At 68.6% G+C, this 23,884-nt stretch carries 20 protein-coding genes; 17 read left to right on the forward strand and 3 right to left on the reverse strand.

Annotated features, from left to right (window positions below; all coding sequences use genetic code 11):
• Positions 1–245: 245 nt before the first annotated feature.
• The 10 genes from QSV35_RS03325 to QSV35_RS03370 all read left to right on the forward strand — a co-directional run bounded on the left by QSV35_RS03325 (position 246) and on the right by QSV35_RS03370 (position 10,999).
• Positions 246–2,102, forward strand: a complete 1,857-nt coding sequence (locus tag QSV35_RS03325) for an ABC transporter substrate-binding protein (RefSeq protein ID WP_286286679.1) — start codon at positions 246–248, stop codon at positions 2,100–2,102.
• A 150-nt stretch (positions 2,103–2,252) separates the two neighbouring features.
• The gene (locus QSV35_RS03330; protein WP_286286681.1) at positions 2,253–3,293 is read left to right on the forward strand and encodes an ABC transporter permease; all 1,041 of its coding nucleotides are present in this window, start codon (positions 2,253–2,255) and stop codon (positions 3,291–3,293) included.
• A complete protein-coding gene (locus tag QSV35_RS03335; RefSeq protein ID WP_286286683.1) occupies positions 3,290–4,207 on the forward strand; it encodes an ABC transporter permease in 918 nt (305 codons plus the stop codon). The genes QSV35_RS03330 and QSV35_RS03335 overlap by 4 nt, the downstream gene beginning before the upstream one ends.
• Before the next feature lies 1 nt (position 4,208).
• Complete coding sequence (locus QSV35_RS03340) at positions 4,209–5,855, forward strand: ATP-binding cassette domain-containing protein (protein ID WP_286286685.1); 1,647 nt, start codon at positions 4,209–4,211, stop codon at positions 5,853–5,855.
• Positions 5,852–6,862: a S66 peptidase family protein gene (locus QSV35_RS03345; protein WP_286286688.1), complete on the forward strand. Its 1,011-nt coding sequence runs from the start codon at positions 5,852–5,854 to the stop codon at positions 6,860–6,862. Before QSV35_RS03340 ends, QSV35_RS03345 begins: the two co-directional genes overlap by 4 nt.
• Complete coding sequence (locus QSV35_RS03350; RefSeq protein ID WP_286286690.1) at positions 6,859–7,698, forward strand: serine hydrolase; 840 nt, start codon at positions 6,859–6,861, stop codon at positions 7,696–7,698. Before QSV35_RS03345 ends, QSV35_RS03350 begins: the two co-directional genes overlap by 4 nt.
• Before the next feature lie 37 nt (positions 7,699–7,735).
• Positions 7,736–8,551, forward strand: coding sequence for a serine hydrolase (locus QSV35_RS03355; RefSeq protein WP_286286691.1), 816 nt, complete (start codon positions 7,736–7,738; stop codon positions 8,549–8,551).
• A gap of 199 nt (positions 8,552–8,750) precedes the next feature.
• Positions 8,751–9,953 carry a globin domain-containing protein gene (locus QSV35_RS03360; protein ID WP_286286693.1) on the forward strand — a complete coding sequence of 401 codons (1,203 nt, stop codon included), beginning with the start codon at positions 8,751–8,753 and terminating at the stop codon, positions 9,951–9,953.
• Positions 9,954–9,965: 12 nt separating this feature from the next.
• Entirely contained in the window at positions 9,966–10,580 is a 615-nt protein-coding gene (locus tag QSV35_RS03365; protein WP_286286695.1) for a DivIVA domain-containing protein, read from the forward strand.
• Positions 10,581–10,621: 41 nt separating this feature from the next.
• Complete coding sequence (locus QSV35_RS03370) at positions 10,622–10,999, forward strand: group I truncated hemoglobin (RefSeq protein WP_286286697.1); 378 nt, start codon at positions 10,622–10,624, stop codon at positions 10,997–10,999.
• A 73-nt stretch (positions 11,000–11,072) separates the two neighbouring features.
• Here QSV35_RS03370 and QSV35_RS03375 read toward each other — a convergent pair whose 3' ends face one another.
• Positions 11,073–12,722: an APC family permease gene (locus QSV35_RS03375; protein ID WP_286286698.1), complete on the reverse strand. Its 1,650-nt coding sequence runs from the start codon at positions 12,720–12,722 to the stop codon at positions 11,073–11,075.
• Positions 12,723–12,938: 216 nt separating this feature from the next.
• Here QSV35_RS03375 and QSV35_RS03380 point away from each other — a divergent pair, with 216 nt between their 5' ends.
• Entirely contained in the window at positions 12,939–14,873 is a 1,935-nt protein-coding gene (locus tag QSV35_RS03380) for a potassium transporter Kup (RefSeq protein ID WP_286286700.1), read from the forward strand.
• A 27-nt stretch (positions 14,874–14,900) separates the two neighbouring features.
• Here the strand turns inward: QSV35_RS03380 and QSV35_RS03385 are convergent, their stop codons facing one another.
• Complete coding sequence (locus QSV35_RS03385; RefSeq protein ID WP_286286701.1) at positions 14,901–16,361, reverse strand: aldehyde dehydrogenase family protein; 1,461 nt, start codon at positions 16,359–16,361, stop codon at positions 14,901–14,903.
• Between the two features lie 183 nt (positions 16,362–16,544).
• Between QSV35_RS03385 and QSV35_RS03390 the strand changes: the two genes are divergently transcribed.
• Positions 16,545–17,207: a TetR/AcrR family transcriptional regulator gene (locus tag QSV35_RS03390; RefSeq protein WP_286286703.1), complete on the forward strand. Its 663-nt coding sequence runs from the start codon at positions 16,545–16,547 to the stop codon at positions 17,205–17,207.
• Positions 17,208–17,279: 72 nt separating this feature from the next.
• Here the strand turns inward: QSV35_RS03390 and QSV35_RS03395 are convergent, their stop codons facing one another.
• Complete coding sequence (locus QSV35_RS03395; protein WP_286286705.1) at positions 17,280–18,077, reverse strand: enoyl-CoA hydratase-related protein; 798 nt, start codon at positions 18,075–18,077, stop codon at positions 17,280–17,282.
• Positions 18,078–18,401: 324 nt separating this feature from the next.
• Here QSV35_RS03395 and QSV35_RS03400 point away from each other — a divergent pair, with 324 nt between their 5' ends.
• Genes QSV35_RS03400 through QSV35_RS03420 form a run of 5 tightly spaced genes read left to right on the forward strand, consistent with a single transcriptional unit; the run spans position 18,402 to position 23,854 of the window.
• On the forward strand, positions 18,402–19,373 hold the full coding sequence (locus QSV35_RS03400) for an ABC transporter substrate-binding protein (RefSeq protein WP_286286708.1): 972 nt from the start codon (positions 18,402–18,404) through the stop codon (positions 19,371–19,373).
• A 45-nt stretch (positions 19,374–19,418) separates the two neighbouring features.
• Positions 19,419–20,408 (forward strand): amino acid ABC transporter permease, encoded by a 990-nt coding sequence (locus QSV35_RS03405; RefSeq protein ID WP_286286710.1) that lies wholly within the window; start codon positions 19,419–19,421, stop codon positions 20,406–20,408.
• Between the two features lie 15 nt (positions 20,409–20,423).
• On the forward strand, positions 20,424–21,239 hold the full coding sequence (locus QSV35_RS03410) for an amino acid ABC transporter ATP-binding protein (RefSeq protein WP_286286712.1): 816 nt from the start codon (positions 20,424–20,426) through the stop codon (positions 21,237–21,239).
• A 32-nt stretch (positions 21,240–21,271) separates the two neighbouring features.
• Positions 21,272–22,870, forward strand: a complete 1,599-nt coding sequence (locus QSV35_RS03415; RefSeq protein ID WP_286286714.1) for a thiamine pyrophosphate-binding protein — start codon at positions 21,272–21,274, stop codon at positions 22,868–22,870.
• Positions 22,871–22,879: 9 nt separating this feature from the next.
• Positions 22,880–23,854 carry a zinc-dependent alcohol dehydrogenase gene (locus tag QSV35_RS03420; protein WP_286286716.1) on the forward strand — a complete coding sequence of 325 codons (975 nt, stop codon included), beginning with the start codon at positions 22,880–22,882 and terminating at the stop codon, positions 23,852–23,854.
• Positions 23,855–23,884: the final 30 nt, after the last annotated feature.

Consider the following 23,884-nt stretch of genomic DNA (forward strand, 5'->3'; position numbering starts at 1 on the left):
AGCGATGTGGTGCATAGATTGCCCTTCGATAACGCGTTCTGCGTAGAGGATCGGCCATGTCGGAAGGAGCATACGCCAGCATGCTCACTTCTGAGTCTCGGCATCCGACCCCGGTGGTGTTTCCAGAACGTCACGATTCAAGGAATATCTGGTACGAATACGTTGACCAGACGCTGGACATACTGTTCCATTTACTCATCCCCCCGGGGCCGCGCATCCGGCCCCGCATCGATGGAAGGACTCACATGCCTACCCGACAGCGCAAACATCTGATCCGCGCTCTGTCCTTGGCCGCCGCCGCGGCCATCGTCATCACGCCGATCAGCGCGGCGAACGCCGCGGCTCCCGGCCGCGTCCACGCCGCCGATCCGTCCGCCACTCCGTCTGCCGGCAAGGATGCCAAGACGATGCGGATCGCGACCTCCGGCTTCGTCGACAGCTTCAACCCGTGGACGTCGATCTACCTGCTGCCGACGAACATCTTCCGCTACGTGTACGAGAACCTCGTGCAGAACAGCGACGTCGACGGCTCGCCGACCAAGGGTCTCGCCGACCACTGGAAGGTGGAGGACGGCGGCAAGAAGTGGGTCTTCACCCTGCAGGACGGCCTGAAGTGGTCCGACGGCAAGCCGATCACCTCGGCCGACGTGCAGTACACGTACGAGCAGATGATGACCAACCCCGACCTCGCGGTGGCCAACGGGAGCTTCGTCTCCAACTTCGCCGACGTCAAGGCCCCCGACGAGAAGACGGTGGTCATCGACCTGAAGGCGGCGCAGGCGCCGAACCCGGGCATCGAGGTCCCGATTCTCCCCAAGCACGTGTGGGAGAAGATCTCCGACCCCGCCAAGTACGCGAACGACAAGGACGTCGTCGGGTCGGGTCCGTTCCTGCTGGAGAGCTACAAGCCGAACCAGTTCATCACGCTGAAGGCGAACCCGACGTTCTGGCGGGGTGCTCCGAAGATCGACAAGATCCAGTACATCTACTACACGAACTCAGACGCCCAGGTGCAGGCGCTGCGCTCGGGGGACGTCGACTTCGTGTCCGGCCTCACGCCCACGCAGTTCCAGGCGCTGAAGGGCGCGACCGGCATCACCGAGCACTCCGGCATCGGCCGCCGCTTCTCGTCCCTCAGCTTCAACTCCGGGCTGAAGACGGTCGACGGCCAGGCCTTCGGCGACGGCAACCCGGCGCTGCAGGACGTCAACGTCCGCCAGGCGATCCGACTGGGCACCGACACGAAGACGCTGCTGGACAAGGTGCTCAACGGCCTCGGCAACCCGGGCACGAGCTTCATCCCGTCGTCGTACCCGCAGTGGACGCTCCCGACCGACGACCCGTCGGTCACCGCGCTCGCCTACGACCCCGAGAAGGCGAAGCAGAAGCTCGATGACGCGGGCTGGAAGGTCGGCCCCGACGGCATCCGCGTGAAGGACGGCAAGAAGCTGTCGCTGCGTCTGTTCGTCGACTCGACCGACCCGACCGAGCAGGCCATCGCGCAGTACTTCCAGCCGTGGATGAAGACCATCGGCGTCGAGATCCAGCAGGTCGCGACCGACTCCGACACGATCAACGCGGCGACGCTCGCGGGCAACTACGACATCTACTTCAGCGGCTGGAGCGTCGGGCCCGACCCCGACTACCAGCTGAGCATCAACACGTGCTCGAGCCTGCCGACGAAGACCGACGGCACCGGTGCGACCTCGCAGGACGGGTGGTGCAACCCGGAGTACGACACGATGTACAAGCAGTCGCTGACGGAGACCGACCAGGCCAAGCGCGAGGCGATCGTCCAGAAGATGCTGCAGCTGAACTACACGGACACGGCGCAGGTCGTGTACTGGTTCGCCAACGGACTCGAGGCATACCGCTCGGACCGGTTCACCGACTTCCGGATGATGCCGGCCAAGGGCGGCATCATCGCCAACCAGTCCGGCTACTGGGGCTTCATGGATGTCGCCCCTGTCGGTGACGGCGCGGGCAGCGACCCGGGCCCGAACGTCGGCCTCCTCGTGACCGGCGGCGTGATCCTCCTCGTCATCATCGGCGCGATCATCTTCATCGTGGTCCGCAGGCGCAAGAGCGCGGACGTCGAGTGATCCATCCGGTGGCCGCGGGGGGGGCCCCCCCCCCCGGGCCCCCGGGGGCCCCGCGCCGGCCCCCCCCCGGGAAATGATGGAACGGCGGGCTCCGCCCGCCGCGGCCACCGGGCTCCCGTCGCGCCTCCCGTCGCATAGAAGAGATGCAACATGACTGACGCAGTACCCGTCACCGAGGCGGTGATCCTCGAGGAGCAGGGCGAGGCCGCCGTCCGCAGCGCGCCCGCTCTGAAATACGCCCTCAGCAAGATCGGCGGAGCGGCGATCAGCCTCGTGATGGTCATCATCCTCGGGTTCTTCGCCTTCAAGATCCTGCCGGGCGACCCCGTCGCCGCGATGGCGAAGCAGCATCCCATGTCGTCCGAGCAGATGGCGCAGCTGCGCGCCCAGCTCGGCCTCGACAAGCCGCTGTGGCAGCAGTTCGGCGACTACCTCATCAACGTCATCACGCTGAACTTCGGCCAGAGCTACGTCTACAAGCAGAGCGTCGCATCGCTCATCAACGAGTACTTCTGGAACACGATCCTCCTCACCGGGACCTCGGCGGTCATCGCGATCAGCCTCGGCCTCTGGCTCGGCCAGAAGGCGGGATGGCGGCCCGGATCGAAGTTCGACAGGACGACGACCGGCACCTCGCTCGTGCTCTGGTCCGTTCCGACCTTCTGGCTGGCGCTCCTCCTCCTCATGGTGTTCGGCGGAACGCTCCACTGGTTCCCGACCGGCGGAATGACCTCGCCGAACCCTCCGCCGGATGCGATCGGCCAGATCCTCGACGTCGCGTCGCACATGGTGCTGCCCGTCACCACGATGGTCGCGGTCGTCTATGCGCAGTACGTCATGGTCATGCGCGCCTCCGTCGCGGAGGAGAAGAGCGCGGACTACCTCATCACGGCGCGCGCGAAGGGGCTCAAGGACGACGACCTGCGCAAGCGTCACGCGGTGCCGAACGCGCTGCTGCCCACCGTCACCCTCGTCTTCATGCACATCGGAGGGCTGATCGCGGGCGCTGTCACCGTCGAGACGGTGTTCTCGTGGCCCGGCCTCGGCAAGCTCACCTACGAGGCGATCCAGGGCCCCGACCTTCCTCTGCTGCAGGGAACCTTCGTCGTCTTCTCGACGATCATCATCGTCACCAATCTGGCGGCGGACTTCGTGTACCGCCGACTCGACCCGAGAGTGAGGCGCGGATGACCGGCTCCGTCGCTACAGCCGCGCGGTCCACGCGCAGCGTCGCCTGGACGCGCCGCCGCCGCGCCTTCGGCGGCTTCTGCCGAGAGTTCGCACGCAACCGGGCCGGCATGGTCGGCCTCGGCTTCCTGGTGGTGATCATCCTGCTGGCGCTGCTCGCGCCGCTGCTCGCGCCGGCATGGATGCTGGACGTCACCAAGCTCCTCGATCAGCCGCGTTTCGCCCCGCCGTCGTGGGCCCACCCGCTCGGCACCGACGATCAGGGTCGCGAGCTGTGGGTGCGCATGATCTGGGGGGCGCGGGTCTCGCTGCTCGTCGGCTTCGCCGCCACCGCCGTGTCGATGATCATCGGCACCGTCGTCGGCATGGCAGCAGGGCACTTCACCGGGTGGACCGGTGGCGTGCTCATGCGCATCATCGACTTCTTCCTGGTGCTGCCCTCGCTGATCCTCGCGATCGTGCTCTCGTCGGTGCTCTCTCGCGGGGTGTGGACGATCGTCATCGCCATCGGCCTCGCATCCTGGGCGGGCACGGCGCGCATCGTGCGCGCACAGACGCTGTCGGTCGAGTCGCGCGACTACATCGAGCGATCGCGGGTGCTCGGCGCCGGCGACTGGCACATCATCGGCAAGCATCTCCTTCCGGCGGTGCTGCCGCTCGTGCTGGCGAACACCACCCTCACGGTCGGATCGGCGATCATCGCCGAGTCGACGCTGTCGTTCCTCGGGCTCGGCGACGCCACCCTCCAGTCGTGGGGCACGGTGCTGAAGAACTCGATGGACGTGTCGGCCGCGACCGCCGGTTTCTGGTGGTACGTCCTCGTGCCCGGCATCGCGATCGTCCTGGTCGTGCTCGCCTTCACCCTCGTCGGCCGTGCCGTCGAGACGATCGTGAACCCCACTCTGAGGAGCCGCTGAGATGCCGGAACTGACATTCGACGACGTCTCGATCACCTACCGCACCGTCGGGCGCAACGACGAGGGCGCGGTCGCGGCCGTGAAGAACGTCTCCCTGCAGCTGCCCATCGGGGGCACGCTCGGGGTCGCGGGGGAGTCCGGCTCCGGCAAGTCGACGCTCGCCATGAGCGTGCTGCGCCTGCTGCCGCCCAACGCGAAGCTGAGCGGCCGCGTACTGATCGGCGATACGGACATCGCCGACCTGCGATTCGGCGAGCTCCGCGCCGTGCGGTGGGCCGAAGCATCCATCGTCTTCCAGGGCGCCATGCACTCGCTGAACCCGGTGCGCACCGTGGGACAGCAGATCATGGAGGCGCTCGAGCTGCACGTCGCCGACGGGTGGCGCACCGAGAAGGCGCGCAAGGCACGCGTGATCGAGCTGTTGAGCGCAGTCGATCTCGTCCCGACGAAGGCCGACTCCTATCCGCACGAACTCTCCGGCGGCCAGAAGCAGCGGGTCATGATCGCGATGGCCCTCGCCTGCGAGCCGGACATCATCATCGCCGACGAGCCGACCACGGCTCTCGACGTAATCGTGCAGAAGCAGATCCTCGACATGATCAGCTCCCTGGTCGCCGAGCGCGGCATCTCGATGATGATGATCAGCCACGACCTGTCGGTGCTCGCGACGGCGTGCGAGCGCATCGCCATCATGCGCGACGGAGAGCTCGTCGAGGTCGGCGACGCCTACGAGGTGTGCACGAACCCGCAGCACCCGTACACCCGCCAGCTCGCAGAGGCCTTCCCGACGATCGGTGACCCGGCGTCCCGCCTCAATCCGGTGACCCGTCGCGGCGATGCCGTCCGTGCCCCGTCGCGGGAGATCTCGGGCGAGGTGCTGCTCGAGGTCCGTGACGTCACCGTGACGTATCACGGCCGCGGGAAGCCGCTCGCCGCGGTGAAGAACGTCAGCCTCGACCTGCGCAACGGGGAGATCCTCGCCCTCGTCGGGCAGTCCGGCTCGGGTAAGACCACGCTCGCCCGCACGATCGTGGGTCTCCAGCACGCCGACGAGGGGTCGACGATCCGTTTCCGCGGGAAGGACATCCCGAAGAAGGGCCGGGCGCTGCGCGACTTCCGCAGCGAGGTCCAGATGGTGCTGCAGGACCCGTCCGCGGCGCTGAACCCGAAGATCAGCGTCTACGAGTCGGTCGCCGAGGGCCTGCGCGTGCAGCGCTACTCCGGCGACGAGCAGGAGCGGGTCGCGCAGAGCCTCACGGATGCCGAGCTGACCCCGCCTGAACGGTTCTTCAGTGCGATCCCGCAGGAGCTGTCCGGCGGGCAGCGTCAGCGAGCGGTCATCGCCGGCGCCCTCGCCGTCGGGCCCCAGCTGTTGGTCGCCGACGAGCCGGTCGCCTCGCTCGACGCGTCGGTGCGGGGCGAGATCCTCGCCCTCCTGCTATCGCTGCGCGACCGGCTCGACCTCAGTGCCCTCGTGATCACGCACGACCTGGGCCTCGCGTGGAACATCGCCGACACCGTCGCCGTCATGTACGAGGGTGCGCTCGTCGAGTACGGGCCGACGGAGCAGGTGCTGCTCGATCCCCAGCACGCCTACACGCGCCGGCTCCTCGCAGCCGCTCCGAGCATCGAACGGCGCATCGCATGACCGCCCCGCTCATCGCCGCGGGCCGCTCCGCGTACCTCGACACGGCGCCGCTGAAGCCGGGTGACCGTGTGCGGTTCGTGTCGCCATCGGGTCCGGGCAGCGCCGAGAGTCTCGAGCGCGCCGTCGGGTACTACCGCGAGTGGGGCCTCGACGTCGTCGTCGGCGATCATCTGCTCGATCCGCATCCCCGGGCGAAGTACCTCGCGGGAGCGGACGACCTGCGTCGGCAGGACCTCGTCGACGCGTGGCTCGACCCCGACACGGACGCCGTCGTGTGCGTGCGCGGCGGGTACGGCGCAATGCGTCTTCTCGACGGCATCGACTGGGGGAGGATGCAGGATGCGGCGCTCCGCCGCGACGGGCGGCCGAAACTCCTCACCGGCTCGTCCGACATCACGGCGCTCCATGAGGCGTTCCGGTTCCACCTGGATGTCCCGACCCTCCACTGCCCGATGGCCGGGAACGACGTCTTCCGCGACTCCGAGGCGATTCGCGCAGACGTGAACCGGTGGCTGTTCGAGCCGTGGCGGGGTCGCGAGATCGTCGGCCCGCTCACCGAGGTGCTCGCCCCGGGCGAGGCCGAGGGACGCTTCACCGGCGGCAACCTGTCCCTGATCGCGGGTGCGCTCGGCGCCCCCGAGGCGGCGGAGGCGCCCTCCGGCATCCTCTTCCTCGAGGACACGGACGAGGAGACCTACCGGCTCGACGGATTCCTCGTGGCGATCGGCCGTTCCGGCCGCCTCGGCGCCGCATCCGGGATCGTCCTCGGGTCGTGGCACAACTGCGGCGGCCCGAACGGCCCCGAGGGCCCCGACCCCGTGGCATCGCTCGAGCGCGTGCGCGCGCTCGCGGAGGAGCAGCTGGGCGGGCTCGGCGTGCCGGTGCTGTGGGAGCAGGGATTCGGGCACGACCCGAACGCCCTCACCATCCCGCTCAACGTCGACGGCGTCCTGTCCGCGCGACCGGGGGAGCCCGTCCGCCTCAGCGTCGGAGGGGCCCTCCGATGACTGTTGTGCTGCCCGACCTCGATCCGCGCGTGCGCTGGTCGATCCGCATCCTGGACGCCGCCTCCGGCGACGTGCTCGCCGAGCACACGCCGGACGTCATGTGCGAGACGGCCAGCATCGGAAAGGTGTTCCTGCTGATCGAGGTGGCGCGCCGGTTGGAGTCCGGCGAGCTCGACCCCGCGCAGCGGATCGAGATCCCCGACGAGCACCGCGTGGAAGACTCCGGACTCCTGTATCGCATGCGGGACCAGCGTGTGACGGTCGAGGATGCCGCGCTCCTCGTCGGCGCGGTCAGCGACAATCTCGCGACCAACGCGCTGCTGTGGTTGTGCGGAGTGGATGCCGTCCGCGCGGTGGGACCCGAGCTCGGCTTCGAGCACACGTCGCTGCATGACTACATCCGGAACGAGCGCACCCCCGACCTCCCCTGGACGCCGTCCTACGGCACGGGGGCGGAGCTCGCCGAGCTCATGCGGCGCCTCGGAGCGGGCGAGGTCGTCTCGCCGGCGGCGAGCGCGCGGGTCCTCGACTGGCTGGCTGCGGACACCGACACGTCGCTCGTCGCCGACGCGCTGCTGCTCGACCCTCTCGCGCACGTGGAGGCCGAGTATCAGGGCATGGTCCTGCGGCACAAGACGGGAAGCGTCTCGTTCGCTCGTATCGACATCGGGCATCTGTCGGGGCCCGCGGCATCCGTCGCGTACGCCGTCGCTGCGAACTTCAAGGACTCCGACGACGACCTTCGCGCGCCCGTGTTGGACGCGATGCACGCCATCGGCGAGCAGCTGCGCGCGCACGTGACCGGGCGGGCGCGCGACGACGAGCGGTTCGCATGAGCAGCAGTCCGAACAGGGAGCTGGACAGGAGGATGCCGTGAGCATCGGATTCGAGGAGCTCGAGCGGGAGGTGCCGGGCCTGCGGTTCTCCGCGCTCGCCATCGACGTCGACTCGGGGGAGACGCTGTTCCGCCACCATCCGGAGGTCGAACTCGACACGGCGAGCGTCGGGAAGGTCTTCCTGCTGCACCGACTGCTCACCGAGGTGGATGCCGGGACCCGTTCGCTCGAGGAGCGCGTCACGCGGCGTCCCGTGGAGTGGATGGACAACTCCGGTCTCTGGTACCTCCTGCAGGCCGACACGCTGTCTCTCTATGATGTCGCGGCGCTCATCGGCGCGGTCAGCGACAACGCCGCCACGAACACGCTGTGCCGCGTCATCGGGCTGCCCGTGGTGCACGAGCACACTCGCGCCCTCGGCTACGAGCACTCCGGGCTCGACGACGTCGTCCGCTGGCCGCTGCCGCCGGGAGCACCGCGCCGGCTATCGCACGCCACCGCCGAGGAGCTCGTGAGGTTCGTCACGCGGACCGCGACGGCGGCGGATCTCAGCCCCGCCTCCGCCGACACGCTGCAGCGCTGGCTCGGGGCGGGCATGGACCTGTCCATGGTCGCGTCCGCGTTCGGCCTCGATCCGCTCGCGCACTACTACTTCGACCGCGACGTGTGGCTGTGGAACAAGACCGGCACGATCTCCACCGTGCGCGCCGACACGGGCCTCGTGATGTCGCCGGACCGCCGCATCGCGTACGCCGTGCTCGCGAACTGGGAGCGGGGCGCCGAGGTGCGCGATCGCGTGCTCGCGGTCATGGGGCGCGCGGGCGCCGTCATTCGAGCACAGCTCGCCTCCTGAGGGCGGTCCGTCGCCTCGACGTCCACCGTCGGGTACAGAAATGAGACCGCGGGGGCCCCACTCCTGCGGCTTCGTGCTGCCCGCTTCGTCCACCGTTTCGTGAGAAGAGCGTGAGAAAGCCCGCCGGGGTTTGTGGCGCGCCGAGCGGCCCGGTTAGCGTCGGGCGGGTTCGGCTTTGTAACGGATTGGACACGACGCAGTGGATACAGACGCGCTCAAGCGGAGCTGGGCTCAGGTTGCAGCTCACGGCGACGCGGTCCCCGGATACTTCTACGCGCACCTGTTCCTCGCCCATCCCGAGGCGCGGGACCTCTTCCCGGTCACGATGGCGACACAGCGCGATCGGCTCGTCAAGGCGCTCGGCCACATGGTCAGCAACGTAGATCACGTCGGCGACGTCGTGCCCTACATCCAGGATCTCGGCCGCGACCACCGGAAGTTCGGCACGGTCGCAGCCCACTACCCGATGGTGGGCGCGTCGCTGCTCGCGACCCTCAAGCACTTCCTCGGCGACACCTGGACGCCCGAGCTCGCGTCGGACTGGGCGGAGGCGTACAACCTCATCGCCACGACGATGATCACCGCCGCCGAAGAGGTCGAGTCGGAACCGGCGACGTGGGCCGGCGAAGTCGTCGCGACCGAGCGGCGGGGGATGGATGTCGGCACCCTCACGGTGCGGCCGGACGCCCAGTACGCCTACCGGGCCGGCCAGTCGCTCGCGCTCGAGGTCCCGCAGCGGCCGCGGCAGTGGCGCTACCTCTCGCCGACGCACGCACCGCGCCCCGACGGCACCGTGACCTTCCATGTCCAGCTCGTCGCCGGCGGACAGGTCAGCGGCGCGATCCTGCGCGACGTCAAGGCGGGCGATCGCGTGCGCCTGGGCCCGCCGATCGGCGAGCTGCTCACCCTGCCCGCCGACCGCGCCTGGCCCGACCTGCTCCTGGTGGGCGGAGGCACGGGGCTGGCGCCCCTGCTCGCGGTGCTCGACCAGGTCGCCGAGCGCCACCGCACGACGGGGAGCGGGCCTCGCGTCGCGCTCTACCACGGCGTGCGGCATCCCTGGGGCTTCTACGCCAAGCCCGAGCTCGAGAAGCACCGCGACGCCGCGTGGCTGACGACGCGGTTCGCGGTCTCGGACGACCCGTCGTACCCGGGCCCGCGCGGACTCGTCGGCGACCTCGCCGCCGCGGACGGGCCCTGGGACGACTACGCCGCCATGGTCTGCGGCTCGCCCGGGATGGTCGACCACACCACCGCAGCCCTGCAGCGATCCGGGATCCCCGCAGACCGGATCCTCTGCGAGAAGTACGAAGACCCTTTTACCCAGCAGGCCAGCGAAGCGCGTGCACAGGCAGGCGCGCGCGATGTCATCCAGCCGAGCGTGGGGCTCGGCATCTCCTAGAAGGCGACATACATGTCAGGGATTCAATCCGTCTCCATCACACCGGAACAGCTGCGAACCGTGTCGTTCTCCAGCGAGACCGACGGCTACGAACGGGACGAGGTGCGTGCGCTCCTCGCGGCCGCCGCCGACGCCCTCGAGCTCGCCTGGCGCGAGAAGCACGATCTGACGGCGAGCCTCAGCTCCGAGGACACCGACATCTCGAGCCGCGCCGTCCTCCTCCTGAGCTCCGCCCAGCGCATCGCCGACGATGCCGTCACCGAGGCGGAGGCGTACTCGAAGGACCTCATCGAGACCGCGCGCAACCAGTACCGCGAGATCATCGAGCGAGCGCAGCAGACCGCACACGAGATCGAGAAGCAGGCGGGCACGGCTCAGAGCGCGTCGGTTGAGGGTGCGCCGGTTCAGGATGCCGCGGCCGGCAGCCAGTGGGCCGCCGACCAGGCGCCCACCGCCGCGTTCGCCACCGACGACCTGGCTGCCGCCGGCGCGGCATCCCCCGACGACGTCGTCCGCGCACGCCAGTTCACGCGGATGGCGGCTGCGCAGGCGCACTCGCTGCTCGAGTCGATCGAGCGGGAGCTCGGCCGCCTCGGCAGCACCCCGCCCGCCGCCCCTCCTGCTTGAGCCCCGCGAAACCCCCACCCCCACCGAATCGGAGCACCCCCATGACCGACAAGACGCTCTACCAGCAGCTCGGCGAAGGCGCCGGCATCGCTTCCGTCGTCGACGGCCTCTACCTGCGGATCGCCGGCGACCCGACCCTCGCGCCCTACTTCACCGAGACCCGCATGATCGACCAGAAGCGTCACATGGCCCTGTTCCTCGCGGCCGCGACCGGCGGCCCGAACGGCTACAAGGGACTCGACATGGGTGCGGCGCACGCCGGACGCGGCATCACCGACGCGGACTTCGACAGCGTCATCGGCCACGCCGCCGCAGCGCTCTCGGAGGCGGGCGTCGACGACGAGACGATCGGCGAGGTCGCCGCTGCCCTCATGCCGCTGCGCGCGCAGGTCGTCACCGGCGAGACCGTCGACGCATAGTCGTTCCACCAGCCCGTCTCGGCGTCCCTCTTCCCCGGGAGGGGCGCCGAGTCGTCTCCTGCGCAGATCGCGGTCAGGCGATGCCGGGCTGGGGCGCGAGCTCCACGCCGGCATCCTTCGCGAGATCCTGAGCGACGGCGAGCTTGATGTTCGCCGTGTGCTGTCCGGTGTTCACGGCGTAGTAGAAGACCGCGAGGGAGAAGACCGCGACGACGACGATGTCCCAGTCGCCGGGGATCATGCCCTTCCCGCCGTAGTTGCCGAAGTAGCCGATGACGATGAGGCCGGCCATCCAGAGCCAGATCCAGATCGCCGAGCTCCACCGTGCCGTGGACAGGTCCGCCCGGTGGTGCCGGAACAGGCCCGCGACGATGAAGATGACTTGCCCGACGGCCACGCCGATCGCGAGCTCCCACGTCACCATGAAGGTGCCCCAGTAGACGATGAGGTTGGCGAAGATGAAGCCGAGCGGAAGCATGACGGACGGCAACGGCACCCGGTAGGGATGCGTGCGGTCCGGGTCCTTCTTCCGCAGGGCGCCGAGCGCCACAGGGGCGAAGCCGTACATGATCGCGGTGGCGCCGGTGATCACGGTGACCAGCTGTTGCCAGCTCGGCGCAGGTAGGAGGAAGAGGATGCCGAAGACTGTGGCGACGATGACCGACCACGTCGGCACGCCCCGCTTCGAGGTGCGCGTGAGGGCATCCGGGAGGCCGAGCGCGTAGGAGATGCGCGACGTCGTGCCGACGTAGATGAGGCCCGTGCCGCCGGGAGACAGGACGGCATCGATGATCAGGATGACGGCCAGCCACGTCACCCCGAGGGAGATCGCGAGCGTGTAGTACGGTCCGTAGTCGCCCACGCCGATCGGGTGCGCCCAGCCGTGCTTGGCCAGTTCCGTCGGGTTCAGGGCACCGACGAACGCGATCTCCAGGCCGATGTAGATGACCGCGCCCACGATCATGGCGAGGATGATCGCCTTGGCGACGTGCTTCTTCGGGTTCACGGATTCGCCCGCCATCTGGGTCGCCTGTTCGAACCCCTGCAGGGCGAAGACGACGCCCGCGGGAAGAGCGGCGAAGATCCCGTGCCAGCCGAACGGGGCGAACCCGCCGCCGGCGGTGAAGTTGCCGATGTTGAAGTTCAGCGCGAGCAGCGTGATGATCGTGACGACCGGGACGAAGATCTTCCACAGGACGATCCCGGTGTTGCTGTCCGACAGCCATCTCGCGCCGCCCAGGTTGATGAAGGCGAACAGCGCCATGGCGAGGACTCCGACGATGATGCCCTGGATGGTCAGGGTGCCGTCGGTGTGCACCAGCGGGAAGACGTTCTTCACGTTGCCGACCGAGTTGATGTAGCTGAGGGACGCCTCGACCTCGAGGGGCGCGATCGCGACCGCCTGGAGGTATGTGGTCCATCCGGCTGTGAATCCGGCGAACCCGCCGAACGCGTAGTGCGGGTACCGGGCGGTTCCGCCCGCGACGGGGTACGCGGCACCCAGGTCGGCATGGATGAGGGCGAGGACCATCATCATGATCGCCGCGATCACCCAGGAGACGAGTGACCCGCCGCCGCCCGCGACCGACGCCGCGGTGAGCGCGCCGAGCAGCCAGCCCGACCCGATGATCGAACCGAGGGACACGAAACTCAGCCCCCAGAACCCCACCGTCCGGATGAGTCCGGTGTCCGTCTTCACGGTTTCCACTGCTGCATCAGCCATCTTCGGCTCCGCTCTGCTCGGGCCGTTCGTCTGACCCGGTCCGCTGGGGGCCGTCGGCGTGCGACAGCGCAATGCTAGGACCGCGGATGGCGCTCGTCTACGGCCACGCGCGAGGATGACGCAGGAGTGCTCGTTCTCCTGGCGTGATCCGGCCCGCCGTAAGGATCTCGTTAGGGACCGGCATGCTCGCCCGCAGGGCGCTCTACGCTTCGTCTCGTGACCACCGTGACGGATCCGACCAGCGTTGTCGGAAGGGCGCGGAGTCCCCTGCGGCTCGCCCTGATCGTCGGCGCGCTCGGCGTCGTCTTCGGCGACATCGGCACAAGCCCGATCTACACGCTGCAGACGGTGTTCGACCCGAACGACCCCCATCCTGTGCCCTTGACGACGGACAACCTCTACGGCGTCGTCTCGCTCATCGTGTGGTCGGTCACCCTCATCGTGACGGTCACGTACGTCCTCCTCGCGATGCGCATGGACAACGACGGCGAGGGCGGCATCATGGCGCTGCTGACCCTGCTGCGCCGGTGGGCGCCGCGCGGCAGGACGCGCACGGTCGTCTTCCTGTCCGCACTCGCCGTGCTCGGCGCGGCGCTGTTCCTCGGCGACAGCATGATCACTCCCGCGATCTCGGTGCTCTCGGCGGTCGAGGGCCTCAAGGTGAGCAACCCCGGGCTGACGGAGTGGGTCGTCCCGATCACGGCGGTGATCCTCCTCGTGCTCTTCCTCCTGCAGAAGTTCGGCAGCGCGGCCGTGGGCCGACTGTTCGGGCCGGTCATGCTGCTGTGGTTCGTGGTGATCGCGGTGCTGGGGATCGGCGGGATCACGCAGGACCCCGGCATCCTCCTCGCCTTGCTCCCGACCTACGCGATCGGGTTCCTCGTCGGGCATTTCCAGATCGCGTTCTTCGCTCTCGCCGCGGTCGTCCTGTCGGTGACGGGAGCCGAGGCGCTGTACGCGGACATGGGCCACTTCGGACGCCGCCCGATCTCTCTGGGCTGGCTGTTCCTGGTGTTCCCCGCGTGCGCGCTCAGCTATCTCGGGCAGGGGGCGCTGCTGCTCAAGGACCCGAAGAACCTGTCTGCGCCGTTCTTCCTGCTGGCTCCCGGGTGGGGCCAGTTCGCGCTCGTCATCCTGGCGACGGCGGCGACCGTGATCGCATCCCAGGCCGTGATCTCGGGGGCGTTCTCGGTGGCCGCGCAGGCCAGTGGACTGGGCTATCTGCCGCGGCTGCGCGTGGCGCACACCTCCTCGTCGACGCACGGGCAGATCTACGTGCCGTGGATCAACTGGTTCCTGATGGTCTCGGTCATCACGCTCGTCTTCGCGTTCCGCAGTTCCGCGGCCCTCGCCTTCGCCTACGGCATGGCGGTCACGGGGACGATCACGATCACGACGATCCTGTTCTTCTACCTCGCCCGACAACGCTGGACGACGCCCGGATGGGTGCTGTGGGGCGGAGCCGTCGTGCTGGTGACCGTCGACCTGCTCTTCGTGGCCGTCAACCTGACGAAGTTCCTCCACGGGGCGTGGCTGCCGCTGGCGATCGGTCTCGCCGCGTTCACAGTCATGACCACGTGGCAACGCGGACGGCAGCTGATCACCGCGCGGCGCACCCAGGCCGAGGGGTCCTTGGTCGAGTTCGTGCAGAACCTGCGTACCAAGCCGAATCTCGTCGACAAGGTGCCCGGGACGGCGATCTTCCTGAACCCGGGGAGTGCGACGACCCCGCTCGCGCTGCGCGCGAACGTCGAGTACAACCACGTCCGGCACGAGCGGGTCATCATCCTGTCCGTGGATGTCGACACCGTGCCGCGCCTCGACGAGGAGGATCGCTTCCGCGTCGACGACCTCGGCGACCCGACGGACGGCATCCTGTACGTCAGGACCCGGTTCGGCTATATCGAGACTCCGGATGTGCCGCTCGCACTGCGGTCGCTGCCGCCTGAGCAGTCGGAAGGACCGCTCGACCTGGATAACGCGACCTACTTCTTGTCGAAGATCGAACTGCGCGAGGGCGACAGCCCGGGCATGGCCCGGTGGCGCAAGCGCCTGTTCCTCGCCGCATCCCACATCACCGCCGACGCGAGCAACCACTTCGGCCTGCCGCGGGACCGCGTGATCGTGATGGGCTCCCAGATCGAGCTCTGACCGCGTCGCACGCGGTGCACCGGCGTGTCAGTACTGGAACGACTGCGGCTCGAGGAAGCTCGCGATGCCATAGCCGCCGAGCTCGCGACCGTACCCCGACGATTTGAATCCGCCGAAGGGTGCGGCCGGATTGAACGGTCCGCCGTTGAGGTCGAGCTGGCCGGAGCGCACGTGCCGTCCGATCTGGGCGGCGTCGTCGCTCGTCGCCGCCCACACGCTGCCGCCGAGCCCGTAGCGGGTGGCGTTCGCGAGCTCGATCCCATGCTCCAGGTCGCGGTAGCCGATCACAGTGAGCACCGGCCCGAACACCTCCTCCTGCGCGATGGGGCTCTGCGGGTCGACGTCGAACACGACGGTGGGGCGGACGAAGGCTCCATGCTCGGTCCCGTCCGGCATCCCGAGGCCGCCCGCCACGACATCCTCGCCGCGGTCGATGGATGCCGCGATGTCCGCCCAGATCGCGGACTGGCGCTCGGTCGAGACCACCGGGCCCATGCGGGCGTCCTCGGACCACGGGTCGGACGGACGGTGTCGCCCGACGAGCTGGGCCAGCTGCTGCTTCGCCTCGGACAGCGAGGCGCGCGGCACGAGCAGCCGGGTCCATGCGTTGCAGCTCTGCCCGGAGTTGAAGAAGCAGTTCGCGAGCGTCACCTTCACGGCGGTCGCGAGATCGGCGCTCGGGGCGACGAGGCTCGGCGACTTGCCGCCGAGCTCGAGGTGCACGCGAGTGATGGATGCGGCGGCCCGCTGCGCGATCGCGGCGCCGACCTCGGTCGACCCGGTGAACGACACCACGTCGATCGCCGGGTGGCCGATCAAGTGGTCGGAGATCTGGCGGCCGCCCGCCTGGACGATGTTGAGGACGCCGGCGGGGAGCCCGCTCTCTACGACGCAGCGGGCGAAAAGGGCCGCGGTCGCGAGGGCGTTCTCGCTCGGCTTCAGCACGACCGTGCATCCGGCTGCGATCGCCGGCGCCACCTTCGCCACCACCTGGTGGAGCGGATAGTTCCACGGCGTGATGGCGAGCACGACGCCTGCCGCCCGCTCCGTGACGACGGAGTTGCCGATGCGATGCTCGAACTCGAACGCCTCGAGCGCGTCGGCGACTGCCCGGATGTCGCGCACGGCGAGGTCGACGTGGAGCCGCCGCGACAGTGTGAGGGGAGCGCCCAGCTCGGCCGTGATGACGCCGACGAAGTCATCGGTGCGGGCCTCGACGGCGTCGGCGAGCGCGCGGAGGAGCCGTGCGCGCTCGACGGCCGCGACATCCTCCCAGGTGCGCTGGGCGCGCCTGGCGGCCTCGGCCGCCTCGTCCAGCTGCGCGTCCGACGCGCCCCGGACCCGCGCGAGGACCTCGTCGCGGGAGGGATCCCGCACGACCAGCTCGCGGTCCCCGTCGCCGGTCCTGAGTGCCCCGTCGATGAGCTCCGGTGCAGCGGCGAGCCCGGCGATGGCGGCGAGGGCGCTGGTCCTGATGTCGGTCGTCATCCTGTCGTCCCGTTCGTCAAGTTCTAAACAGTTGATCAATAGCGAGTATCATTGAACCCGAGAATCGCTGCCGGTTCAAGGCGCAATGCGTTCAACGGAGCGGGAATCCGCCTCGCGACGCCGTCGACAACGGTGCGAACAGTCGTTAGGGTGTGGAGCTAACCGGCGCACAGGGAGTTCATGATGACGTCAACGGGTCCACGGACCTCATCTCGGCCCGGCAAGAGCGCCATCATCGCCGCGGCGCTCCAGTGCTTCCACGAACGCGGCTACGAGGGGTCGTCGATCCGCGACGTCGCGCAGGTTGCGGGCGTGACCGGAGCCGCCGTCTACCACTACTACGACTCCAAGCAGGATCTCCTGATGGAGATCATGGAGGACTTCCTCGCGAAGTCGATCACGGCGACCAAGAACGCCGTTGCGCGGGCGGGCTCCGACCCGGTCGCCCGCCTGTTCGCCGCGGCGCAGTCGCATGTGCTGTGGAACACGTCCGACATCGCGGCGAGCTTCGTGGTCAACAGCGAGATCCGCAGCCTCAGTCCTGAGAACCGCGCAAAGCACATCCCGAAGCGCGACGAGCTGCAGCGGATCTTCGACAGCGCCGTCGAGGACGGATGCCGCGAGGGCCTCTTCGAGACGCCGTGGCCGCTCGAGGCCAGTCGCGCCGTCACGGTCATGTGCACGTTCGTCGCCCGCTGGTACCGGCCGGGCGGGCCGCTGTCGGCGGAGGAGATCAGCTGGCGCTACGGCCACATGGCGCTGTCGCTCGTGCGCGCGGTCCGCGGACCGCATATGGAGCTTCCGGCGTACGACGGCGGCATGACCATCGAGCCCACATCTTTCTGAACGATCGATCAGTACGCAACCGCTGGAGACGACGAGGCGGGCCCCGCATCCCGGGGCCCGCCTCGTCCGTGCTCAGCGACCGGCGTACGCGGGCGTGCGCTTGCCGATGAAGGCGTCGGCGGCCTCGGACGCGTCAGCGCTCTCTGCGCAGAACGTGTGGCGCACCGACTCGTAGTCGAGGGCGTCCTCGAGGGTCGCGGTGGCGCTGTCGATGAAGTTCTGCTTGATGCGGGCGAGGGCGAGGGGCGCCGCCTCGGCAAGTCTGCGGGCGATCTCGCCGACGCCGTCCATGAGTTCCTCACGTGCGAAGAGGCGGGAGACGAGGCCGATGCGCAGCGCCTCGGCGGCGTCGAACGGCTGTGACTCGAGGTACTTCTCGCGGGCGCGGCCGTAGCCGATGATCCGGGGGAGGAACCACGTTCCACCGAAGTCGCCGGAGAGGCCTGCGTTGAGGAATGCGGCGTTGAATCGGGCGGTATCCGCGGAATACCGCAGGTCCGTGGCGCACGCCCAGGACAGCCCCGCGCCGGCGCACGCGCCGTTGATCGCGGCGATCGTGACGGCGGGCATCGTGTGCAGGAGGCGGGACGTCTCCATGAACGCCCGGAGCGCCCGTGCGCGCTCCGGGGGCGGGAACGCCGAGGCCACGCCCCCGCCCGGACCCTGGGACAAGTCGCCGCCGGCGCAGAACCCGCGGCCTGCGCCCGTCAGGATCAGCACCCGGACGCTGTCGTCGTGCGCCGCATCCGTGAACACCTCGACCGTGCGATCGAGCATCTCGGCCGTCATGGCGTTGAGCCGATCGGGTCGGTTGAGGGTCACAGTCATCACCGCGTCATCGCGGGAGACGAGCACGCTCGCTTCGTTCATGTTTTGCCAACTTCCTCGTCGATGGACGCGTACTTCGTGGTGGAGTCGAGTCTTGTCTAAACAGTTGTTTAGGGATACCGTAGCACTCACCGGTCCTCATGAGGGATGCGGAATCTCAGGGAATGGGTTCGATAAATCCCTGATAAACAGATAAAACCAGAATGCAGACGATGGTGCCCCGAAGTGTCCATCGTCAGGCGGGACAGCAAGAGTCCTCAGCAAAGCGATCCGTTGATCAGTCTTCTTGACCAATGGATCGGGTGAGCACCGGTCTCGACACCCGCCCCCCTTATGCGCGACCGAAGGAGTTCAAGCATGCAGTCCATGAGCCGGCAGAAGTCTTCCCCGACCTCGTCGAAGATCCGTCCCCTCGCCCTCGCAGCCGCAGGCATTGCGATCGCGATGACGCTGAGCGCGTGCTCGTCGAGCACCGCGCCCGCCGCAGCGGGCAGCGCGTCCGCGAAGGCGGCGGCAAGCGGGAACTCCTCGCCCGCGGACCCGTCGATGGCGGGTGAGGCGGCGAAGCTCGTCCCCAAGCAGTTCAAGGACAAGGGCACGCTCATCGTCGGGCTGGATGCATCCACCCCTCCCGGCGAGTACGTCGACAAGGACGGGAAGACGATCGTCGGCTACCAGGCCGATCTCATCAAGGCGATCGGCCAGAAGCTCGGCATCGACATGCAGCTCGAGAACGCCGGCTTCGACACGATCATCCCGGGGCTCGCGAGCGGCCGCATCGACGTCGGCCAGGCGGGCATGTACGCGAAGCCCGCGCGCATGCAGGTCGCCGACTTCATCTCGTACGCCCTCATCGGCTCGACGCTGTTCACGAGCAGCTCCTCGTCGAAGACGTACAACGGCCTCGCGGACCTGTGCGGCGCGGGAGTCGCGGTGCAGCTCGGCACCTCGCTGCAGACGCAGCTCGAGGAGCAGTCGAAGAAGTGCACCGCCGCCGGCAAGCCCGCGGTCAACATCCTCACGTTCGGCAACGGCAGCGACGAGGTCCTCGCCGTCGGCAGCGGGCGCGCGGACGTCGGGTTCGACAGCCAGGAGACGATCTCGTACCTGATCAAGCAGACCAACGGCCAGTACAAGATGCAGGGCGCGCCGATCGACGCCACCGTGCCCAGCAGCATCGCGGTCGCGAAGGCCACGGGCCTGGACAAGGCGATCCAGAAGGCGCTCGAAGAGATGATGGCCGACGGCAGCTATCAGAAGATCTTCGACAAGTGGGGCGTGTCGTCGATCACCATCAAGCAGCCCGCGATCAACGACACGGGCAACCCGGCCAGCTGACCCGCGGAGGGCACGAAAGCAGGGCGATCGAGAAGGAGCCGGAAAGTGGAAACCCAGGATCAGGTGTCGTCGTCGCCGGTGACGACGACGATATTCATCGACGAGAAGCCGGTCCCCGTGCCGCAGCCGTGGCGGTGGGTGGCGATCGTCGCGGTCTTGATGATCGGCGCCTGGGGCGTCTACACGCTCGGCTTCGAGAAGATCCTCCGCGGCAACCAGTGGCAGACGCGGTTCGGGTGGGAGGTCGTCGGGCAGTACCTCTTCGACCCGATCGTGCTCACCGGGCTCGGGATGACGCTCCTCCTGACCGCGTCCGCCATGATCATCGCGATCGTGATCGGGGTCGTCCTCGCCATCATGCGGCTGTCGCCGAACGGGATCCTCTCCTCGGCGAGCACGACCTACGTCTGGTTCTTCCGCGGGACGCCCGTCCTCGTGCAGCTCCTGTTCTGGTACAACCTCAGCTATATCTTCCCGGTGATCAACATCGGGATCCCGTTCGGGGGGCCGATCTTCGCGTCCCTCAACGCGAACGCGTTCATCACGCCGTTCTTGGCTGCGCTGCTGGGACTGGGGCTGCACGAGGCCGCCTACATGTGCGAGATCGTGCGTGCCGGCATCCTCTCCGTCGACGAAGGACAGGAGGAGGCCGCGGCATCGCTCGGGATGCCGCGGCGGCGCACGATGATGCGCATCATCCTGCCCCAGGCGATGAAGGTGATCATCCCGCCGACCGGGAGCCAGACGATCGGCATGCTGAAGATGTCGTCGCTGGCGAGCGTCATCACGGTGGTGGAGCTCCTCCACTCGGTCGAGCTGATCTACTCCGCGAACTACGAGACGATTCCGCTGCTGATCGTCGCGAGCCTCTGGTACCTGCTCATCACGTCGATCCTCACCGTCGGCCAGTACTACATCGAGCGGCACTACGCGCGGGGCTCGTCCAGAAATCTGCCGCCGACGCCGATGCAGAACCTGCGGAAGTTCTTCGGCGACTTCCATCCCGGTGCGCGCCAGCTTCCGGTCAAGGGCTAGAGAGGAGGACCCATCATGTTCCGCAGACACGAGAACGACCGCGACGCGCCCTACGACGGGCCGATGGTCAAGGCCACGGGCGTCTTCAAGCGATTCGGATCGCTGGAGATCCTCCGCGGCGTCGACTTCGAGGTCCAGCGCGGCGAGGTGTCGGTCGTCATCGGCCCTTCCGGGTCGGGGAAGACGACATTCCTCCGCTGCATCAACCATCTCGAGAAGGTCAACGCCGGACGCATCTACGTCGACGGGAAGAACGTCGGCTACCGGGAGGTCGACGGACGGCTGCACGAACTGCGGGACGCGGAGGTGTGCCGCAACCGCGAGCAGATCGGGATGGTCTTCCAGAACTTCAACCTGTTCCCGCATATGAACGTGCTGGAGAACATCACCGAGGCGCCCCGAGGGGTCCGGCGGATCCCGGCGGCGCAGGCGAAGGCGCGCGCCCACGAGCTGCTCGACCGGGTCGGCCTCAGCGACAAGGCGAAGGCCTACCCCGCGCAGCTGTCCGGAGGGCAGAAGCAGCGCATCGCGATCGCCCGCGCGCTCGCGATGGACCCCAAGCTCATGCTGTTCGACGAGCCGACCTCGGCACTCGACCCGGAACTGGTGGGAGAGGTCCTGAACGTCATGAAGCAGCTCGCGCGCGACGGAATGACCATGGTCGTCGTCACGCACGAGATGGGCTTCGCGAAGGAGGTCGCCGACACCGTCACGTTCATGAGCAACGGGAAGGTCGTGGAGCGCGGAACCCCGCAGGAGGTTTTGTCGAATCCGCAGGAAGAGCGCACGAGGGCCTTCCTCGCCCGCGCGATGCACGAACAGCAGGCGTGACGCAGGTCACGAGGCAGAGAGGACTGACGAGAGTGAAACTCGGTGCGGCCGTCGCGAAGGCGCTGGCGGACCACGGCGTCGACACCATGTTCGGCGTGATGGGAGAGGGGAATCTCCTCATCATCGACCACTTCGCGCACGAGCTCGGCCTGACGTACGTCGCGTCGGCGAACGAGTTCGGCGCGGTGACGATGGCGAACGGATATGCGCAGGCCGGCAGGCGGATCGGGGTCGCCACGGTGACCCAGGGCCCGGGCGTGACGAACACGATCACGGCGGTGCGCGAGTGCGTCAGCGCGGGCGCGCCGGTCGTCATCGTCGCCGGTGCCACGCACGACCGCGAGAACAAGCAGTTCATCGAGCAGGCGGAGTACTTCGCGCCCACCGGCGCCGGCTTCATCAATGTGGAGTCGCGCCACTCCGTGCTCCACGACGTCGCGCGGGCGGTGAGCCGCGCACACCGGGAGCGTCGCCCCATCGTCCTCAACATCGCCGTCGAGATCCAGGACGACGAGGTCACCTACCGCGAGGTGGATGCGTGCCCGGCCGCCGCCGACGTCGCGCTCGACGACGAGGAGCTCGAAGCTGCGCTCGGCATCATCAGCGTCGCGCGCCGCCCGCTCGTGCTCGCCGGGTACGGCGCCGTGCTGAGCGACGCGAAGGATGACATCCTTGCGCTCGCCGACCGGCTCGGCGCACCCGTCGCGACCACCTTGCGCGGCAAGGAGCTCTTCACGGGCGACCCGCGCAGCATCGGCATCTGCGGCAGCCTGTCGAGCCCTGAGGGATCCGCGGTCATCGACCGCGCGGACTGCATCATCGCGCTCGGCGCGAGCCTGTCCAAGCTCACGACCGACCGCGGTGCCCTCTTCCAGGGCAAGACCGTCATCGAGTGCGACGCGGACCCGTCGCGTCTGGGGCTCAACCTCGACGTGGATGCCGTGATCGCGGGGGACGCCGCATCCGTCGCCCGTCGCATCGTCGAGTACCTCGACCTCGCGGAGATCGACGCGACGAACTTCCGCGCGGAGGCGCAGCAGCTGCGCGACGCGGCTCGCGAACCGGCGTTCGCGGACACGAGCGGCGGCGGGCTGGTCGACATCCGGACCGCGCTCGACGCCATCGACCGTGCTGTGCCCGCAGAGCGGACGCTCGTCGTCGACGTCGGCCGGTTCATGGAGGAGACGGTCCGCCGCGTGCACGCGCCCGACGGCGCCTCATACGTCTACGGAGCGAGCTTCGGCGCCGTCGGGATCGGGATGGGTTCGGCGATCGGCGCCGGGTTCGCCCGCCCGGAGCGCCTGACGCTGCTCGTCTGCGGCGACGGCGGCTTCATGATGACTGGCCTGACAGAGTTCAACACGGCTGTCCGGTACGGCCGCGACCTCGTCTGCATCGTCTTGAACGATGGCTGCTACGGCGCCGAGGAGGGGCAGTTCCGCGGCCGCGGGAAGGATCGCGATCTGACGCTGTTCGCCTGGCCGTCGTTCGAGAGTGTGGCGAAGGCGCTCGGCGGCTCCGCGGTCACGGTCGCGTCCGTCGAGGAGCTGGACGGGCTCGCAGGCGTCATCGCGGAGCGGACCGGTCCGCTGCTCATCGACATCAAGATCAGCCCGGACGGGGTGGCCTGAATGTGGGCGATGCGACTCGTCGCGCCGCAGCGCTTCGAGGCCTGTGATGTCGGGGAACCGGATGCGGCAGACCTGCCGGCCGGCGACGTGCTGTTGCGCATGCTCGCGGGAGGGATCTGCGGCAGCGACCTGCAGTTCTTCCGCGGGGTGCGGCAGCTCGACGCCCCCGAACGGGGCAACCTGCCCGCTCCCGCGGGGTTCCCGGCCCACGAGGTCGTCGGTGTCGTCGTGGCCTCGGCGCACGACGACGTCCGCGTCGGCGAGACCGTCGTCGGCTGGGCGACCGGCTACGACGCAATCGCGGAGTACGTCGTCACGCGCGGAGACGGACTGACGACCTTCGACGCCGCACTGCCGATCGTGACGGCCGTCATGCTGCAGCCGCTCGCGTGCGTGCTCGCCGCTGTCTCGCGCCTCGGCGATGTCGCGGGCTGCACGGCGGCCGTCCTCGGGCAGGGCCCGATCGGCGTGCTGTTCAGCCATGTCCTCAAGACCTCGGGCGCCGTGCACGTCACCGGCGTCGATCGCGTCGACCGCCGAGACGTCGCCGCGACCTTCGGGGTGGACGAGATGGTCTGGGCCTCCGCAGACCGCTGGGCGCGGAACCAGCACGACGACAGCCGCCCCCACGTCGTCATCGAGGCGATCGGCCATCAGACCGCGACCCTCAATGACGCCGTCGAGGCGGTCGCACCGGGAGGTCGCATCTACTACTTCGGCATCCCCGACGAGCGGATCTATCCGTTCGACATGGACCGGTTCCTCGCGAAGGACCTCACCCTGATCTCGGGGCTCACGCGGAACCGCCGGCACTGGCTGTCGGCCGCCGAGGAGTACCTCTCCCGGCATCCGGATCTCGCCGCCGCGTACGTGACCGACATCGTCGGCACGCACGACATCACGTCGGCCTACGAGCGCGCGGTGAACCCGCGACCGGGCCAGCTCAAGATCGTCTTCACCCCGCCGGCGTCCGACGCCGCCTAAGCACCTGCACATCGACGAAGGAAGCCTCAG

Source organism: Microbacterium candidum, from assembly GCF_030315975.1.
Lineage (GTDB): Bacteria > Actinomycetota > Actinomycetes > Actinomycetales > Microbacteriaceae > Microbacterium > Microbacterium candidum.